The 19,729-nt window shown below is 62.9% G+C and carries 6 protein-coding genes; 3 read left to right on the forward strand and 3 right to left on the reverse strand.

Features of this window, described 5'->3' with window-relative positions:
• Positions 1–27: 27 nt before the first annotated feature.
• The gene (locus BLR13_RS21015; RefSeq protein WP_074819980.1) at positions 28–1,146 is read right to left on the reverse strand and encodes a lysozyme inhibitor LprI family protein; all 1,119 of its coding nucleotides are present in this window, start codon (positions 1,144–1,146) and stop codon (positions 28–30) included.
• A gap of 149 nt (positions 1,147–1,295) precedes the next feature.
• Complete coding sequence (locus BLR13_RS21020; RefSeq protein WP_079586094.1) at positions 1,296–2,114, reverse strand: transglutaminase-like cysteine peptidase; 819 nt, start codon at positions 2,112–2,114, stop codon at positions 1,296–1,298.
• 609 nt (positions 2,115–2,723) lie between these two features.
• Here BLR13_RS21020 and BLR13_RS21025 point away from each other — a divergent pair.
• Both BLR13_RS21025 and BLR13_RS21030 read left to right on the forward strand, forming a co-directional pair.
• Positions 2,724–13,745, forward strand: coding sequence for a VCBS domain-containing protein (locus BLR13_RS21025; RefSeq protein ID WP_433994226.1), 11,022 nt, complete (start codon positions 2,724–2,726; stop codon positions 13,743–13,745).
• A 92-nt stretch (positions 13,746–13,837) separates the two neighbouring features.
• Positions 13,838–16,066, forward strand: coding sequence for a CHASE2 domain-containing protein (locus BLR13_RS21030; protein ID WP_074819974.1), 2,229 nt, complete (start codon positions 13,838–13,840; stop codon positions 16,064–16,066).
• A 55-nt stretch (positions 16,067–16,121) separates the two neighbouring features.
• On the opposite strand, the gene BLR13_RS21035 is transcribed toward BLR13_RS21030, so the two are convergent.
• Complete coding sequence (locus tag BLR13_RS21035; protein ID WP_091976621.1) at positions 16,122–17,711, reverse strand: ABC transporter substrate-binding protein; 1,590 nt, start codon at positions 17,709–17,711, stop codon at positions 16,122–16,124.
• 267 nt (positions 17,712–17,978) lie between these two features.
• On the opposite strand from BLR13_RS21035, the gene BLR13_RS21040 reads away from it, so the two are divergent.
• On the forward strand, positions 17,979–19,598 hold the full coding sequence (locus BLR13_RS21040) for an ABC transporter substrate-binding protein (RefSeq protein WP_074831268.1): 1,620 nt from the start codon (positions 17,979–17,981) through the stop codon (positions 19,596–19,598).
• The last annotated feature ends 131 nt before the right edge of the window (positions 19,599–19,729 follow it).

Consider the following 19,729-nt stretch of genomic DNA (forward strand, 5'->3'; position numbering starts at 1 on the left):
TTCGCCGCGACTCCGCACGCATCGTCTCTACGGGCCGCGCAGCGCGACCCCGAGCTCGATCGGCTGCAGCACGGGCGTGTCGCAACGCCAGTCGCCGTTGTCGGTCTTCTGAAACGCGAACGATTTTTCGATTCGGAGCCGGTGCGCGATCGGCAGACTGTCACGGCTTCCCGGCACAGACTTGGCTTGTCCCGATCTCAGGTCCCAGCAGGTTCCGGTGCAGCTCGAGGCAATGGGACTGCAGACGGCAAAGGGCGAAACAACCTTCATTTCGACTTCGGCGGTGACGAGCGCCTGTTCCGCCGACACCTCGGTGTCGATCTGGATGATGCGACTGATCCTGAGGAAATCGCTGCAGGCGTTGGCCGCATGAATCTGCGCGACGCAGAGATCGACCGCATCGGCGTCCGGTGTCCGGGAGAACGTCAGGCGGCCGAACACACGCTTTGGATCGCCCTTGGCGGCGTCGACCTCCGCGGTTTTCCGCGCGATGTATTCCGCCAGGCAGGCTTCCGATGACGACAATTCCGTCAGCGGCACGTTGTCCTTGTCGGTGAGGTTGCATCTGCGGTCGCGGTTGCGGGTCCATCTGGCATATTCGGCGAACGCGTTCCGGGCCTCGTCTTCCTTCATTCTGCCGATCAGCGCGAGAACCTGGCCGTTGAGCTCCCTGTCGGCGATCGCCAATGAAGGATCGCTGCAGATCAGCGTCCCGGCGGGGGTGTTGGTGGCGAGACAATCGAAATTCGGATCGTTCAGGATCGCGATCCGCTCTTCGGTTTGCTTCAGCAGGCAGGCCTTGACCGGGACAATTTGCAGGTTGGCAGTGCCTTGCCGGTCGAAGATTCCGCAACTCAGATTGCGGCTTGCGATCCATTCGACGTTCTCTTCGATCGCCATCCGGCGATCGGCGATCCGGTTCAGCCGCTCCTGCACCGCGGCGTTCAGCCGCGCGCCGGCGCTCCGCAGTTCTGGATCGCCGCAGAATAATTGCCCCGCGGTGTCCCTGACTTCGGCGCAGCGATTGGTCTCGAACAGCGGCAGGGTGTCGCGCAGTGAGCGGTCGGATTCGGGCGTGCCTTCGGCGCGGACGGAAAACGCCGTCCCGATCAGGGCTGCCGCGGCAGCCAGCATGATGATGCGCATTCGAATCCCGCCCCAACGAAGATCAAGAGAGGAGACGTCAAACAGAAACGCCAAAGGGAAACACTACAGCTGCAGAAAACAGCGTCGTGCCGTTATGGCCGCAGCCTCTCAGCCTTCGCCGCGCAATGAAGTTGCTGGGCGGATGTTTGTCAATCGGCTTGGGCCGGGACCTCGCCGGCGGGCGCGACCAGGGCGGGTCGGACCAGCGAACCCACGGCGAGCGGCGCTGCGGGGATTGGTCCGGTCGCGCTGGCGAGCAAGGGCGTGTCGACGTATCGCATCACCTGATGCTGGTCGATCACGAATGTCGGCCGGTAATTTCTGACATTGGCATCCTCGACCATCGCCATGCGCTGGTTATCCAGCGTCAGCCAGCGGCCATCGAGCCGCGCGGCGGCCACCGCGTGGTCGTCGCCATGGATTGTGTCGTGCAGGACCACGATTCGCAGGTCCTCGGGCGCGATGCCGGCGAGGCGCAGCGCAACGAATTTCGCGATCGCGTAGTCCTCGCAATCGCCGCCGCCCCTGGCGAGGGTAACCAGCGGCGAACTCCAGACGTCGATCTGGCCGTATTGGGCGAGATCGCTCACCGGGCGGATCGCGAGGTTGACGGCGCGATTGACCTCACCGAGCCGGGCGCGGCCTTCGCGAAGCCTGGCGGCATCGATAATGGCGAGAAATTGCAGCGCGGCCGGCGACGCACAGCGGTCGGGATCGCCCTCGCACAGCGCGAGCTGCACCAATTCATCCTCGAGACGGCGCTGCACGCCCTGCCATTTGTCGTAGAGCCCGCCGCTGGTGAGGGAAGATGCGGAGAGCCCGAACGGCTCGGCCGACTTCCGGATCAGGGTTGCAGGTCCGGGCGAGAGCAGCGTTCCGGCGCTCACAGGTGCTTCGGGTCCGAACCAGACCACGCCACAGGCGAGTATAAGCGCACGCAAAGCGCGCAATTGAACCGGTATTCCCATCTGACGCCCCTTGTCCGGGCATCGACGGGCTGGTTCTGCCCGCTCGTGACCGGATCATTTCGCTGGCGTCAGGATGGGCGGGGGAGGTTTTCGTCTGCTTAAAACCAGAGGGGGGCTGGCTGGAAAGCAAGAAACGGCCTAAAGGTGGCCTCGCCGCGATAGGTAAGATTTTATCTGTCTTCCCGACGCGTGCCCGTTTCTCAGACTGAGGGCTGCTTTAACTGAGCCTTATCCTTGATTTCCAGTTAATATGGCTAATTCGTTACGAATCGCGTGATTTGTTATCTAGATCACAGCTTCAACTTGAAAAATGTCGTCAAATTGCAATGCGGCATTCGAGGAGAGAAGTGAGAAAGTAGATATCTCACATTTTATACCTCGAATACTGCAGTACTGTTACTTCGGTCTCAAAGGTAAGAATGTATTGTTGTCGTTCCGGCACCTAATACTTGTTGTCTGCTGAGGAGCCTCAAGAAGTCGGGCCTCAAACGGTCCGGCGGGCGTAGCTTGCGCAAGCAATGGATAGTTTCGGAAGAAACGTTCCAGTGATATGCAAGTTTAGAAAATTGATATTGTATAATATTTAACCATAGCGGCGACGGTGCCACTTTGAGCTTGGCCGGCAAATTTAGCGACATGACGCCTGACGGCCAGGGTGCCCATCCCGGTGCGCACGTCCATGTCGGCACTGTTTCGGGCCATGCGCCGGCCGACGCCATTATCATTCCTGATGCGCATCTGCTCTTCACCGGCGACTTCAAGCGCGCGGGCGTCGACCTGGTCGTTTCCGGCGACGGCCATGAAGTCGTCCTGCACGACTACTTCAAGGGCGAGAAGCGGGCGGCGCTGGCTTCTCCCGATGGCGCCCATCTCACCGGCGACCTTATCAACGCGCTGACCGGGCACACCCAGTTTGCGCAGGCCGACGGCAGCGCCAGCGTTGCCCAGGTCATCGGTCACGTGACCAAGCTGACCGGTACCGCGACCGCGATCCGCAACGGCGTATCGATCATCCTGAACCAGGGCGACAACGTCAACAAAGGCGACGTGGTCCAATCCGGATCCGACTCGACGCTCGGCATCACCTTCATCGACGGCACCGTGTTCGGCCTCGCGTCGAATGCCAAGATGGTGCTGAACGAAATGATCTACGACCCCAACGGGTCGGACAACAAATCGCTGATCAGCCTGGTGCAGGGCACCATTTCGTTCGTCGCCGGCGCCACTGCCAAGCATGGCGACATGAAGGTCGACACGCCGGTCGCCACCATGGGCATCCGCGGCACCGCGGTGCTGGTGGAGATCGATTTCACAGTGCCCGCCACGGGTGACGCGCCGCCGGCCAAGTTCCAGGTGCTGGTCGAGCCCGACGGCACCACCGGCTCCTACATCCTGTTCGACAAGACCACGCTGACGCCGATCGCGACCGTCAACCAGGCGGGAACGCAGACGATCGTCAGCGGCCAGGGCACGGTCAACTTCCTGTCGTCGGCGCCACTGTCGGCCGATGCGCAAAAGATCATCACCGACGTCTTTGCGCTGAAGTTCTCCGACCTCAACAACCCGAATACCAAGACCGCCACCAATTTCACCGACTCGATCACTCAGCAAAACATAACCCTCAAAACGGCAAGCGGCGAGGACGTGGCTGTCAAGGTGCTGACGGTCAACGTTGCAGACAAGCCGGTCGACCCGAGCAAGAGCACCAACCCGAGCAGCCGCGATCACATCCCCGGGCCGCCGGAGGTTGTCACCCACGGCGGCGCCACGACCGAACGCGCGCTGACCACCGGCAGTACCGCCATCGACAGCGTGAGCGGCACGGTCGCCTATGCCGACATCAACCCCGGCGACGTTCCGACCGTCAAGACCACGTTCGCTTCCTTCACCTATCAGAACGCGGGTCACACCGACGTCACCGCGACGCTGACCGCGGCGCAACTGGCGGCAATCCATGCCGTCGAAACGCCGCTGGTCGTGGTGCAGGATCCCACCAACATCAATCACGGCGTGGCGACCTGGACCTACAATATCGCCGACCACGCCTTCGACTTTCTCGCTGCCGGCGAGGTGTTGACGCTGACCTACACGGCGCGGGTCGACAACAATTTCGCGCTGAACAATGAGTTCAAGGAAGTTACGTTCACGATCACGATCACCGGCACCAACGATACGCCGGTCATTACCACCGGGCCGCAGCATATTTCGTTTACCGGCGGCACCACAACGCCGGGCCCCTTCCTGACGACGAGCGATGCCACCTCAGGAACGCTGTCCTTCACCGATGTCGATCTGACCGATACCCATACGGTTTCGACGAAACTGACCAGCGCCTTGCTTTCCGGCGCCGAGATTTCGACGCTGGCGCCGGCTCCCCTGAATTTCTTCAAAACCGCGCTCACCGCATCGATCGCGGCAGGCCACGACAGTACCCAGAAGAATACCGGAACGATCGACTGGAATCTCGCGGATCTGCGCGCATATCTTGCCGATTTCGTGCCGGCGGGAGACACGCTCACCCTGGTCTACACCGTAACGGTGACGGACTCGCAGGGAGCGACATCCACGCAGGACATTACCGTCACCATCACCGGCAATAACACGCCGGCGGTGGTCTGGGTCGCTACCACGGCGTCCGGCTCGACGGGAGACTGGAACGACGCGGCGAACTGGGAAACCGGAACCCGTCCCACGGGGACGGATGATGCCATCATCATCACCAATCAGCTGCAAAAACTGACACCGAATTATCCGGTCACGATCAATGCCGCGGCTTTTGCCAAGACCGTGACCATGAACGACTTCGGGACCACACCCCCGGAACTGGATAATAACAGCACCCTCCAGATTGGCGGTGCGTTCGACCTGTTCGCCGATTCGATTGTCAAGAATGCCGGCGCGATCAGCGTCGGCGGCGCCATCGAGGTCCAGGGTACTAGTCAGCTGACCAACTCGGGTACGCTGAACCTCGCCCAGGGCGGCGACTTCAAAGACAGCAGCAGCATTACGAATCTCGCCGACGGCATCATCGACCTCAAGGGCGGAACGCTGACCGACTACGTCGTGATCATCAATAGCGGGTTGATCAAGGTCGAGAGCGGCACGAAGCTGGTGCTGAACGGCGGTGGTATTGACGGCGGTATCGTTACCAACTTTGGCACCATCGAGATCGCCGGCACCGGCAGCATCACCAACGATGCGCTAGCCAACCACCAGCTGACGGTGGACTCCGGCAAGACCCTGACGCTGGACGGCACCACGATCACCGGCGGCACGATCACCGACGGCGGCACGGTCCATGTGACCTCGGGCAAGACGCTGACGCTGAACGGCGTGGCGCTGGACGGCGGCATCATTACCAATGCCGGCACCATCGAGATCTCCGGCACCGGCAGCATCACCAACGATACGTTCGGCAACAATCAGCTGACGGTGGACTCGGGCAAGACCCTGACGCTGGACGGCACCACGATCACCGGCGGCGCGATCACCGACGGCGGCACGGTCCATGTGACCTCGGGCCAGACGCTGACGCTGAACGGCGTGGCGCTGGACGGCGGCATCATTACCAATGCCGGCACCATCGAGATTGCCGGCACCGGCAGCATCACCAACGATGCGTTCGGCAACAATCAGCTGACGGTGGACTCCGGCAAGACCCTGACGCTGGACGGCACCACGATCACCGGCGGCACGATCACCGACGGCGGCACGGTCCATGTGACCTCGGGCCAGACGCTGACGCTGAACGGCGTGGCGCTGGACGGCGGCAAGATCACCAATGCCGGCACCATCGAGATTGCCGGCACCGGCAGCATCACCAACGATACGTTCGGCAACAATCAGCTGACGGTGGACTCCGGCAAGACCCTGACGCTGGACGGCACCACGATCACCGGCGGCGCGATCACCGACGGCGGCACGGTCAACGTCGGCAGCGGCAAGACGCTGACGCTGAACGGCGTGGCGCTGGACGGCGGCATCATTACCAATGCCGGCACCATCGAGATTGCCGGCACCGGCAGCATCACCAATGATGCGCTGGCCAACAACCAGTTGACGGTCGATAGCGGCCAGACGCTGACGATCGACGGCAGCACCATCACCGGCGGTGCGGTCACCAATTCGGGCGCAACGCTGAAGGTCACAAGCGGCAAGTCCGCGACCCTGAACGACGTCACCGTGACCGGCGGCAATATTACGGACGCCGGTACGATCAATGTCGCCCTGGGCAAGACCCTGAAGCTGAACGGCGTGGCGCTCGACGGCGGCGCGGTCGGCAACTCCGGCACCATCGAGATTGCCGGCACCGGCAGCATCACCAACGATGCGCTGGCCAACAACCAGTTGACGGTCGATAGCGGCCAGACGCTGACCATCGACGGCAGCACCATCACCGGCGGCGCGGTCACCAACACCACGGCGACGCTGAAGGTCACCAGCGGCCAGACTGCGACCTTGAACGACGTCACGGTCACCGGCGGCAATATTACCGACGGCGGTACCGTCAACATCGCCTCCGGCAAGACCCTGAAGCTGAACGGCGTGGCGGTGGACGGCGGCGCGGTCGGCAACTCCGGCACGATCGAGATTACGGGCACCGGCAGCATCACCAATGATGCGCTGGCCAACAACCAGTTGACGGTCGATTCTGGCCGGACGCTGACGATCGACGGCAGCACCATCACCGGAGGCGCGGTCACCAATTCGGGCGCAACGCTGAAGGTCAACGGCAGCCAGACCGCGACCTTGAACGATGTCACGGTCACCGGCGGCACGATCACCGACGGCGGCACGGTCAACGTCGCCGGCGGCAAGACCCTGAAGCTGAACGGCGTGGCGCTGGACGGCGGCGCGGTCGGCAACTCCGGCACCATCGAGATTACAGGCACCGGCAGCATCACCAATGATGCGCTGGCCAACAACCAGCTGACGGTCGATTCTGGCCAGACCCTGACCATCGACGGCACTACCATCACCGGCGGCGCTGTCACCAACACCACGGCGACGCTGAAGGTCAACGGCGGCCAGACCGCGACCCTGAACGACGTCACGGTCACCGGCGGTTCGATCACCGACGGCGGTACCGTCAACATCGCCAGCGGCAAGACGCTGACGCTGAACGGCGTGGCGCTGGACGGCGGCATCATTACCAATGCCGGCACCATCGAGATTGCCGGCACCGGCAGCATCACCAACGATACGTTCGGCAACAATCAGCTGACGGTGGACTCCGGCCAGACGCTGACGATCGACGGCAGCACCATCACCGGCGGCGCGGTCACCAATTCAGGCGCGACGCTGAAGGTGAACGGCAGCAAGACCGCAACCCTGAACGACCTCACGGTAACCGGCGGCGCTATCACCGACGGCGGCACGGTCAACGTCGCCTCGGGCAAGACCTTGACGCTGAACGGCGTGGCACTCGACGGCGGCATCGTTACCAATGCCGGCGCCATCGAGATCTCCGGCACCGGCAGCATCACCAACGATGCGCTGGCCAACAACCAACTGACGGTCGATGGCGGCCAGACGCTGACGATCGACGGCAGCACCATCATCGGCGGCGCGGTTACCAACACCGGCGCGACGCTGAAGGTCACCAGCGGCAAGATTGCGACCCTGAACGACGTCACGGTAACCGGCGGCGCTATCACCGACGGCGGCACGGTCAACGTCGCCTCCGGCAAGACGCTGAACCTGAGCGGCGTGGCGTTGACGGGCGGCGCCTTCGGCAATTCCGGCACCGTCAACGTCAGCGGCTCCAGCAGTATTGGCAATGACTATTTCACCAATAACGGCGCGCTGAACGCGATCAACAACGGCACGCTGGAACTGACCAGTACCACGATCGCCAATGGCTTTGGGACGATCGCGGTGGCGTTCGGTTCAACGCTGGATCTCGACAACGGAGCGGTCATCAACGGCGGCGCGCTCGGTAATTCGGGCACGATTCAGATCGAGACAAGTTCCGGCGCGACGCTGAACGGCGTGACCGTCACGGGCGGCGGCGCCATCAATGTCGATTATGCGGCTCTTGCCGCAACGCTGATCCTCGAGGGCGGCACCAGCATCACCGGCGGCACGCTGGTGAACGGCACCGTCGGTACGATCGAGATCGAAAGCGCCGCGGGCGCGATCTTCGACGATGTCGGCGTGACCAACGTCGGTACCCTGCAGGTGGACGCGGCGAGCCAGCTCGTGCTTCAGAACGGCGCCACCATCGCTGGCGGCGGCGTTGCCGTCGCGAGCGGTGGCCTGCTGGAAACGCATGGCGCGGGCATTGAGATCAACGCTGCTATTACCAATGACGGCACGATCGAGATCAAGGACGGCACCCTCAAAATATCCACCTCGATCTCCGGGACCGGCTCGGTCAGGATTGACGGTGGCGCGGCGTTCGAACTCAACGGATCCGACAGCCAGACGGTCGAGTTCCACGGCGACAATGCGGTGTTGAAGATCGACGGCGCGAGCTTTGGCGGCAGTATCGCCGGCTTCGCCGCGACCGACGAAATCAATCTGAAAAGTATCGCCTACGATGCGACGACCACCGCGACCTTTGTCAACGGCGTGCTGACGATCTTCCATGGCAGCGATTCGATCGCCATGACGATGGTCGGCGATTACAGCCACGCGCATCTGGCGGGGGCAGGCGACGCGACGCATACATTGATCACCTTCAACGCCGCGGACGATGCGCCGGTCTTCGCCGAAAAGTCGGAAACGGGCTCGATTGAGGAGCAGTTGACCGCGACCGGTTCGTCGGCCCTGGATTCGGTTGGTGGCACGTTACACTTCGCCGATGTCGACTTGCTGGACCGGCCGACCGCGACCATTACGTCACAGTCCGTGACCTGGACCGCCGCCGATCACCACACGGATCTGGGGACGCCGCCGCAACTCACGGCTATCGAGAATGCGCTGACGCTGGCGCAGTCGGGTAACACCAACAACGGCACCATTGGCTGGAACTATTCGATTGCCGATGGCGTGCTTGATTTCCTGGCCGAGGGCGAGACGATCACGCTCACCTCGAAGGTCACGGTGAACGACGGCGAGGGCAAGACCGACACCGCGACGGTGATTGTGACTATCACCGGCCATAACGACGCGCCGGTGCTGGCGGCGGATACGGCTGCGTCGCATGTGATCACCGAACAGCCGGGCCTTACCGGCGCACCGAGCACGACGGTCGATAAGACTTCGGGGTCGCTGACCTTTACCGATGTCGACCTCACCGACACGCATACGGTGAGCCATGACTCGCCGACCTATGTGTGGTCCGGCGGTGCGCTGACCACGGATCAGGCGAACGCCCTGACGGCGGCGAGCACGCTGGCGCTGACCGAGACCGATAGCACCGGTTCGGGCGCGGGCTCTGTGGCTTTCGACTACAGCGCGGCCGACAACAGCTTCGACTTCCTGGCGGCTGGCCAGACGCTGACGATCACCTATAATGTGACGGTCGTCGACTACAGCAAGGGCGTTGCCAACGGCACCTCGTCGGTCCAGCCGGTCACGATTACGATCCACGGCACCAACGACGCCGCCACCATCACCGCGACCACCGAGGGTTCGGACACCGGAGCGGTCACGGAAGACGGCACGCTGACGGCGAGCGGCTCGCTGACGGTGACCGATGTCGACAGCGGCGAAAATCATTTCCAGGCGCTGAGCGCGCAGGCGCTGACCGGTACCTACGGCAGCTTCACCTTCGACGCTGGCTCCGGCACATGGAGCTATGCACTCAACAACGCAGCGTCCAACGTCCAGGCGCTGACCGGAACCGATGTAGTGCACGACACGCTGACAGTGACGTCGGCCGACGGCACCGATTCGCATGTCATCGACGTCACCATCCATGGCACCAACGATCCCGCCACCATCACGGCGATCACCGAAGGTTCGGACGCCGGAGCGGTGACGGAAGACGGCACGCTGACGGCGAGCGGCTCGCTGACGGTGGCCGATGTCGACCACGGCGAAAATCATTTCCAGACCCCGAGCGCGCAGGCCCTGACCGGTACCTACGGCAGCTTCAGCTTCGACGCTGGCTCCGGCACATGGAGCTATGCGCTCAACAACGCGGCGTCCAACGTCCAGGCACTGGGCGGAACCGATGTGGTGCACGACACGCTGACGGTGACGTCGGCCGACGGCACCGATTCGCATGTCATCGATGTGACCGTCCACGGCACCAACGATCCCGCCACCATCACGGCGACCACCGAAGGTTCGGACGCCGGAGCGGTGACGGAAGACGGCACGCTGATGGCGAGCGGCGCACTGACGGTGGCCGATGTCGACCACGGCGAAAATCATTTCCAGACCCCGAGCGCGCAGGCGCTGACCGGCACCTACGGCAGCTTCAGCTTCGACGCCGGCACCGGCAAGTGGAGCTATGCGCTCAACAACGCGGCATCCAACGTCCAGGCGCTGAGTGGAACCGATGTGGTGCACGACACGCTGACGGTGAAGTCGGCCGACGGCACCGACTCGCACGTCATCGACGTCACCATCCACGGCACCAACGACGCGCCGGTGGCGGATGATTTTTCGATCACCAACGCCGCGCCCTCCGGCGACGGATGGATACTGGATCCTGACAACGGTCATTACTATCGTCTGGTGACGACCAATTTGAGCTGGAGTTCAGCCAACGCCACCGCGCAAGGCGATGGTGCCTATCTTGCTACCATCACGAGCCAGGCCGAGCAGAACTTCGTCGCAGCGCTCGCGACGGGCAACCGTGCCTGGCTCGGCGGCGGAGCTACTGACGATGACACCGGCGCGGGCCATTTCACCTGGCTGACGGGGCCTGAAGCAGGAACCGCTTTCGACTATACGCACTGGCGCGCGGGTGAACCCAATGGCGGTTTCGGCGCGACCGAATATGTTCATATCGAGGGCGTCGACGACTCTCCCAATGGCGGCTGGAACGATGCTCCCGATGCTGCGGGTGGTCGCGATTTTATCGAAGAATGGGGTGGCCAGACCGGCCAGGTCGCATTCCGCGAGGATACCGGCACCACGCTGACGTCGGCGCAACTGCTCGCCCACGCCACCGATGTCGACAGCACGCTCACGGTCACCTCCGTCAGTGCGGCGAGCGCGCATGGCGGTACGGTCAGCCTCGACGGTGGCATCGTCACCTATCATCCTGCCGCCGATTACAACGGCGCCGACAGCTTTACCTACACGGTTTCGGACGGCAGCCTGACCTCGACGGCAACGGTGTCGTTCAACGTCGCCGCCGTCAACGACGCGCCGGTGTTTACCGGTAACGCAGTCGGCACGGCTTACGCGGCGACCGGCGCCGCGGTGGCGATCGCGACCAATGTCGTGGCCAGCGATATCGACAGCACCAACTACAATGGTGGAACGCTGACGGCGACCGTCATCGCCGGCGGCAACCAGGGCGACACGCTGTCGATTGCCAGCAACTACATTTCGATGGACGGCAACGAAATCCTGTTCGATGCCGACGGGGCAACCGGCCCCGGCGTCGCCGTGGATATCGGCGCGCTGACAAATAACGGCATCAACAGCCTGACGATTACGCTGAATTCCGGCGCCGACGATGCGGCCGTTGCGGCGCTGGCGCAGGCGGTCGAATTCTCGAACGCCAAGCCGGACCCCGTCACTGGAACCCGGACCGTGGCCTTCACGCTGCATGACGGCGGCGGCACCGACAATGGCGGACACGACAGTGCCTATTTCACCGCAGACGTCAACGTCACGGCAGCGGTCGCTCCCGCCCCGGCGATTCAATTGCTCGATGCCACTTTCCTCGGCGGCGCCGGCGACCAGGCGGCGACCGCCGTCACCTATGCCAACGGTCACCTCTATCTGACTTACAACGCGCCGATCACGCAGAGTTCGTCCGATCACTCAACGGTCGTGGGCTTCACCACCGGTGCCGGCGCGCCGACGCAGGATTTCTCCGAGCAGTGGTCCTACGGGTTCTTCACCGGCGTCGCGGCCGATGCCAACACGATTTATGCGGCCGGTGGCAGTCATCCGAGCGCCGGCCTGACGCATGACGGCGTCGGCGGCGCGGAAGAAAAATCGATTCTCGTGGGCTTCAACGCTGACGGCACCGCGGGCAGCAGCCCGGCGGCGCCTGCGACCGAGTACGCCGCCAACAATTTCTTTAGCTATACCGGCACCGAGATGTTCCAGAACGTCCTTGCCACGACGCAAGGCGGCAACACCATCCTGTATGCCACAGGCTTCGGGCAGCCGGCCAGTTATGGTGCCTATATCCTCGCCGAATATAGCAGCGCCGGAACCTTGCTGCATGCCGCGACCGATCCCTTGGCGACGCCTGGCTTCTCGAATGCCTACGATGCGGTCGAGTTCAATGGTGCGATCTGGGCGGTCGGCAATACCCAGCATTCCGGCGACGCGACCAATACCGCAACGGTCTGGACCGCCAGCCACGATCTGAGTTCTGTCGTCACCCACAAGGACGTGACCGGCGCGGCCGCCGGGAATTTCGCCAGTGCGGCGGTCGTCGGCAATGCGCTTTTCGCGGTCGGCAATGTCAACAGCAACGGCGGCGATTTCCTGATCGCCAAGTACAATACCGATGGTTCGGTCGCCTGGAGCGAGAGCTTCGGCGGCAGCGGCGCGGATACGCTGAACGGCGCGGTAGCGCTCGATGGCCATCTCTATGTCGTCGGCTCGACCACCAGCGGCGGCAGTACCGACGGTGTGCTGATGGAGATCAACACGGCGGACGGAAGCGTCGTGTCGAGCACCACCTATGGCGGCGCGCTGTATGATTCCTTCAACTCGATCACGACTGACGGACATAACCTCTATGTCGCGGGCGAATCGAAGAGCTTCACCCATGGCGGCAACGGCGCCGGCCAGGACGATGCCATCCTTCTGACCTATAGTTCCGGACATGGGACGCCGGCGCCTGGATCGTCTGGGCCCGTCATCGAAACCGACCAATTCACCGTCACGGAGAACGGCGGCGGCGTGACCACGGTGTCCGGCCTGCGCGTTGCCGATGCGGACGCTACGGCCGCGACCGACACATTCACGATGACCGCTGCCACGGATGCCGCCCCAGGCAGCAGCGTGACGCCAGGAACGGACTCGGGCAGCCTCGCCGACCTCAATACGACGTTAAGCAATGGCGTCGTGTACAGTCCCGGCGTCGTTCCGCCGCAAACCGACGCGGTGACGTTTACGGTTGCCGACAGTTTTGGCGGTCACGATACCGTTCATTTCATCTTCAACCAGGGCGGCACGGGTCCCGACATCACCTTGACCGGGACATCGGGCAAGGACGTCATTTTCGCGACCGGCAACAACGACACGCTCACCGGTGGCGCGGGCGCCGACCAGTTCGTGTTCAGGCCCAGCGGCAACGCCAATTCCGATACGATCACCGATTTTTCGCCGGGTCTGGACCATATCGACCTCAGGGCATTTTCCGGCACGGTCGCCTCGTCCAACCTCTCGAGTTGGCTGGCAAGTCACGCCAGCGTGTCGCCGACAAATTCCGCTGATGTCCTCATCACGCTGGATGCCAACGACGCCGTTACCCTCAAGAACGTGGCCCTCAACAACCTGCATGTGGGCGACTTCATCGTGTCGCCGCATATCAGCTGACGCCGCGATTTGCGAATTCGCGCCAACTTCGTGACATCGGCGTCATCTTCCGGCTTGTCTGACGGCGCCGGTTAAGCCATCAATCGAATCCCATGAAGCGACTTCGGATAGTGCGGCGGTGGTTCGCGCGGCGTTTTGGTTACGCCCGGCTGGCATGTCTTGCGCTGTTGGTGCTGTTCGCGGCCTTCCGGATTGCCGATCCGGCCCCGGTCGAGGAAATCAGGGTCAGGACCTTCGACACGTTCCAGCGGTTCGATCCCCGCAAGAAGGCCGTCAGGCCGGTCACCATCGTCGATATCGACGACAAGAGCATGGAAAAGCTCGGGCAGTGGCCGTGGCCGCGCACCCGGATCGCCGATCTCATCACCGAACTGACGCGGCTCGGCGCGGTCGTGATCGCGTTCGACGCCGTGTTCTCGGAGCCCGACCGCCTCAATCCGAATATTGCGGCGGATACGTTCCGCAATCTCGACGAGGCGACCCGCGAGAAACTGCGGTCGTTGCCGAGCAACGATCAGGTTTTCGCCGACGCCATCAAGGCGTCGCGCGTGGTGCTTGGCGAATCCGGACTGCCGGAGGAAATCGCTCCCCTCGACAAGACGTTGCCGGTGACCGGGATCGCGATGCTGGGCGAGGAGCCGCAGCGCTTCATGTTCGATTTTCCGGGCCTGCTGCGCAACGTGCCGGAGCTGGAACATGCCGCCGCCGGACGCGGTCTGTTCACGATCCGGCCCGAGCGCGACGGCATCGTGCGGCGGGTGCCGATGATCATGCAGGCGCAGGGCCAGACCATGCCGTCGCTGACCTTCGAAATGCTGCGGGTCGCGACCGGCTCGGGCACGATCCTGATCAAGGCCGAGAAGGCTGGCATCAAGAGCGTCGGCATCAGGGGCCTGCAGATTCCGACCGACAACAATGGCCAGTTCTGGGTTCACTACGCCCGCAACGATGCCTCGATCTATGTTCCGGCGATCAACGTGCTGGAAAAGAATGTCGCGCCGGACATGATCGCCGGCAAGCTGGTATTGATCGGCACCTCGGCGGTCGGCCTCAACGACATCAAGACCACGCCGGTTTCGCGCGCGATGCCCGGGGTCGAAATTCATGCCCAGGTGCTGGAGAGCGCCCTCACGGGTGCGGTGATCTCGCAGCCGATCTACGGCATCGCCATCGAGTTCACCACCGCGCTGCTGTTCGGACTGCTGGTGATCGCGTTTGCGCCCGCGTTCGGGCCGGTCACGCTGGTGGCGCTCGGCGCGGTGTTCGCGACCGCCCTGATCGGCACCTCCTGGTACTTCTACACCCAGCACCGGCTGTTGATCGATTTCACCTATCCGCTGATGTCGACCACGGCGATCTATCTCACGTTGATCTTCTCCAGTTTCGTGCGCGAGCAGGCGCAGCGCCGGCAGATCCGCTCGGCATTCGGGCAATACCTGTCGCCGGCGCTGGTCGAGCAACTGGCGCAATCGCCGGAAAAGCTCGTGCTCGGCGGCGAGGAGCGCGAGATGACCATCATGTTCTCGGATGTGCGAGGCTTTACCTCGATTTCAGAATCCTACAAGCACGACCCGCAGGGACTGACCGCGCTGATGAACCGGTTCCTGACGCCGTTGACCAACGCGATTCTCGCCCGCAAGGGCACCATCGACAAATACATGGGCGACGCCATCATGGCGTTCTGGAACGCGCCGATCGACGACAATGAACATGAGATCAATGCCTGCGAGGCGGCGATCAACATGCTCGAGCGGATCGACGAACTCAACAAGCTGCGTGAAGAGGAAGCGCAGCATGGTGGCCACGCTTACATCCCGCTTAACGTCGGGGTCGGTTTGAACACCGGAGTTTGCGTCGTCGGCAACATGGGTTCCGACCTGCGTTTCGATTATTCGGTGTTGGGCGACAGCGTCAACCTGGCGTCGCGCCTCGAAGGACAATCCAAGGAATACGGATTTCCGATCATCGTCGGCTCCAGGACCGCGCTCGCGGTCAAGGACAAGTTCGCGATCCTCGAGCTCGACTTCATCATGGTGAAGGGCAAGAAGGAGCCGGAGGTGATCTATGCCATCGCCGGCCGCGAGGACACCGCGCAATCCGGCCGTTTCCAGCGGCTGCGCAATCTCACCATCGAGATGCTGGCCTGCTATCGGGCACGCGACTGGGAAGGCGCACTCGCCGCGATCGAACGCGGCCGCCGCACCGACGAGCGGCATTCGCTGGAGCTGCTCTATAATCTCTACGAAGCGCGCATCCGCGGCTACATCGAAAACCCGCCGCCGGAAGACTGGAACGGCGCGTTTGCGCTGCTGACGAAGTAACACCCGTCGTCCCGGCGTTCGCCGGGACGACAAGTTATTGCCCCTCCAGTTTGGCTCACTCCAGCCCGATCTGCGTCAGATCCTGGAACCAGTGCTGCGCCTGCACGAATTGTTTCACCTTCGGCGACAATGCGTGCGGGTTGGTGTCGTGCACGACCCACACCAGCACTGCATCGTCGACGATCAGTGAATGTGCTTGCGCGATCAGTTCGTCCTGCTTGGCGGTGTCGAACGTCTGCTTGGCTTCGTTGATCAGCGCGTCGACCTTGGGATTCTTGTAGCCGCCCCAGTTGACGCCGACCGGCGCGACCTGGTCGGAAGCGAAGAAGCGGACGATGGCGTAGAGCGGGTCCGAGGTGACATAGGCGATGTTGTTGGCGGTGATGCCGGCGTTCATCTCGTCGGCCGCGCCCTTGCGCCAGTGCGTGTATAGTGTCTCGAGCTCGACCACCTTGAAGTCGATCTCGATGCCGATTTCCTTGAAACTCTGCTGCAGGAATTCGTTCATCGGCAGCGACAGCATCTGGCCGGTGCCGCCTTGCGCGATGATGAAGGTCGCCTTCAGCGGCTTCTCCTTGGAGTAGCCGGCCTCCTGAACCAGTTTCTTGGCCTCTGCGAGATCGTATTTGATGTCGAAGCTGGGCTTGCCGAACCACGGGCTCGACGGGTCGACCTGGCCCTTGGCGGGCTTGGCGAGACCGTTCATCAGGCCGACCACCGCATCGCGATCGATCGCGAGGTTGAGCGCCTTGCGCAGGCGCACGTCGGTCCAGGGCGAGCCGGGCAGGACGCTCAGGTGATAATTCCAGACATGCGGGGTGATGTTGTCGACGATCTTCATCCCGGCCGATTTGAGCTGCGGCACCGCGTCCGGCGCCGGCGTTTCGATCAGGTCGACCTGGCCCGCCAACAGCGCATTGGTGCGGGTCAGCGCTTCCGGCATCGGAATCAGGATCAGTCTGTCGGTCTTCGGAATCCGCTTCTTGTTCCAGTAATCCTCGTTCCGCGTCAGTTCGGCGAGTTCGCGCGGCACCAGCTTGGTCAGTTTGAACGGGCCGGTGCCGGACGGCTGGCTGGCGAACTTGTCCCAGTCCTTGCCGAGCTTTTCATATTGCGCCGGGCTCGAGACCAGGAACCAGAGCATCTGGTAGGGGAAGAACGAGTCGACCGCCTTGGTCGTGATCTCGACGGTGTCGTCGTCGATCTTGGCGTAGCTTGCGACCGAGGGCAGGCGGGTCTTCACCTGCGCGCTCTGGCGCTTGTCGAACTGCGGTGCCTTGTCGTTCAGCACCTTGTCCAGATTCCAGATCACGGCATCGGCGTTGAAGTCGCTGCCGTCATGGAACTTGACGCCCTTGCGCAAGGTGAAGCGCCACTTCTTCTTGTCTGACTCGTCGACCTTCCATTCGGTCGCTAAGCCCGGCACCAGCTTGCCGGGCCGGTCGGAGACGTCCATTTCCCAGGCCACCAGCGGATCGTAAATCGTGTAGGCGGTGAACTGATAGGCGCCGGCGCCGCGGTCGGGCTGACCGGTGGTCAGCGGGATGTCGGCCATCGAGATGCCGTAGCGCACCACGGATTCGGCGTGCGCGGACTTCGCCGGCAGGCCGATGCCGATGGCCAACGCCGCGGCAGCGAGAAGCATCGTTCTTGGGGTGCGCATGGATCAAACTCCGTTGGACAAGTATTCGAAATACCTAATGCCAATGAAGCAAGGTTGATGCCAGAATAGGCAATTCGCCCCGTTCTGCAGGCGGATCACATGGAGTTGTGCGACCAATTGGCCAATCGGAGTAAAATTCTCTCCCTTGGCACAGGCGTTGCATAGTTTTGCATAAGAATTAATCATCGAAGTCGAGAAGGGATTGCTGAAATGCGTATCGTAAGTTCGAAAAAGGCCGTGACGGCGTGGATGCTGGCGACCGCACTGGTGGTGGGACTGCCGCAACTGGCCTCGGCCGAATCCGTGCTGCGGATCGGCATGACCGCCGCCGATATTCCGCGCACCCTCGGCCAGCCCGACCAGGGCTTTGAAGGCAACCGCTTCACCGGCCTCACGATGTATGACGCGCTGACGATGTGGGACCTGTCCTCGGCCGACAAGGCGAGCGTCATGATTCCCGGCCTCGCCACCGAGTGGAAGGTCGACGACGCCGACAAGAAGAAGTGGACCTTCAAGCTGCGTCCCGGCGTCACCTTTCACGACGGTTCGCCGTTCAACGCCGACGCCGTGGTCTGGAATGTCGAGAAGGTGCTGAAGCAGGATGCGCCGCAATTCGACGCCAGCCAGGTCGGCGTCACCGCCTCGCGCATGCCGACCTTGGCTTCCGCGCGCAAGGTCGACGACATGACGGTGGAGCTGATCACCAAGGAGCCGGATAGCTTCCTGCCGATCAACCTCACCAACCTGTTCATGGCATCTCCTTCGAAATGGCAAAAACTGTTCGACGCCGCCGAGGGCGCGGACGCCAAGGCGAAATCGCAGGCTGCCTGGGCCGCCTTCGCCAAGGACGCTTCGGGCACCGGCCCCTGGAAGATGTCCGCCTTCACGCCGCGCGAACGGCTCGAACTGGTCAAGAACGCCGACTACTGGGACAAGGCGCGCGTTCCCAAGGTCGACAAGATGGTGCTGCTGCCGATGCCGGAGGCCAATGCCCGCACCGCGGCGCTGCTGTCGGGTCAGGTCGACTGGGTCGAGGCGCCGGCGCCGGATGCGGTTGCCGAAATCAAGCAGCGCGGCTTCGTGATCCAGAGCAACGAGGAGCCGCATGTCTGGCCGTGGCAGTTCTCCCGCGTCGAAGGCTCGCCCTGGAACGACATCCGGGTTCGCAAGGCCGCCAATCTCTGCGTCGATCGCGAAGGCCTGAAGGACGGGCTGCTCGCCGGCCTGATGGTGCCGGCGACCGGCACCTTCGAGCCCGGCCATCCCTGGCGCGGCAATCCGACCTTCCAGATCAAGTACGACAAACCGGCCGCGCAGAAGCTGATGCAAGAAGCCGGCTTCGGCCCGACCAAGAAGCTCACGGTCAAGATCCAGACCTCGGCGTCCGGCTCCGGCCAGATGCTGCCGCTGCCGATGAACGAATATCTGCAGCAGGCGCTGGCGGAATGCTATTTCGATGTTCAGCTCGACGTCATCGAGTGGAACACGCTGTTCACCAACTGGCGGCGCGGCGTCAAGGATCCCTCCGCCAACGGCGCCAACGCGACCAACGTCACCTATGCGGCGATGGACCCGTTCTTCGCCATGGTGCGCTTCCTGCAGTCGTCGATGGCGCCGCCGGTATCGAATAATTGGGGTTTCATCAACAATCCCAAGTTCGACGAACTGGTGACCAAAGCGCGCCAGACCTTCGACCCCGCGGCGCGTGACGCAGCGCTCGCCGAACTGCACGCGGCCTCGGTGGACGATGCGGCCTTCCTCTACGTCGCCCATGACGTCGCCCCGCGCGCGATGAGCCCGAAGATCAAGGGTTTTGTGCAGCCGAAGAGCTGGTTCGTCGACTTCTCGCCGGTGTCGATCGCGCCGTAACACTCGCGTCTAGTTCTTTCTCCGTCATGCCCGGGCTTGACCCGGGCATCCACGCCTTTCTTGCTTGTGGCCAAGACGTGGATGGCCGGGACACCTGGCGCGAAGACGCGCTTCGCGCTTCTGCCCGGCCA

This window comes from Bradyrhizobium ottawaense (assembly GCF_900099825.1).
Taxonomy (GTDB): Bacteria; Pseudomonadota; Alphaproteobacteria; order Rhizobiales; family Xanthobacteraceae; genus Bradyrhizobium; species Bradyrhizobium ottawaense_A.

Coding starts and splice junctions, on each gene's coding strand:
- BLR13_RS21020 (WP_079586094.1), bottom strand. CDS start 2,114: ATGGGAATACCGGTTCAATTGCGCGCTTTGCGTGCGCTTATACTCGCC.
- BLR13_RS21040 (WP_074831268.1), top strand. CDS start 17,979: ATGCTGGCGACCGCACTGGTGGTGGGACTGCCGCAACTGGCCTCGGCC.
- BLR13_RS21030 (WP_074819974.1), top strand. CDS start 13,838: ATGAAGCGACTTCGGATAGTGCGGCGGTGGTTCGCGCGGCGTTTTGGT.
- BLR13_RS21015 (WP_074819980.1), bottom strand. CDS start 1,146: ATGCGCATCATCATGCTGGCTGCCGCGGCAGCCCTGATCGGGACGGCG.
- BLR13_RS21035 (WP_091976621.1), bottom strand. CDS start 17,711: ATGCTTCTCGCTGCCGCGGCGTTGGCCATCGGCATCGGCCTGCCGGCG.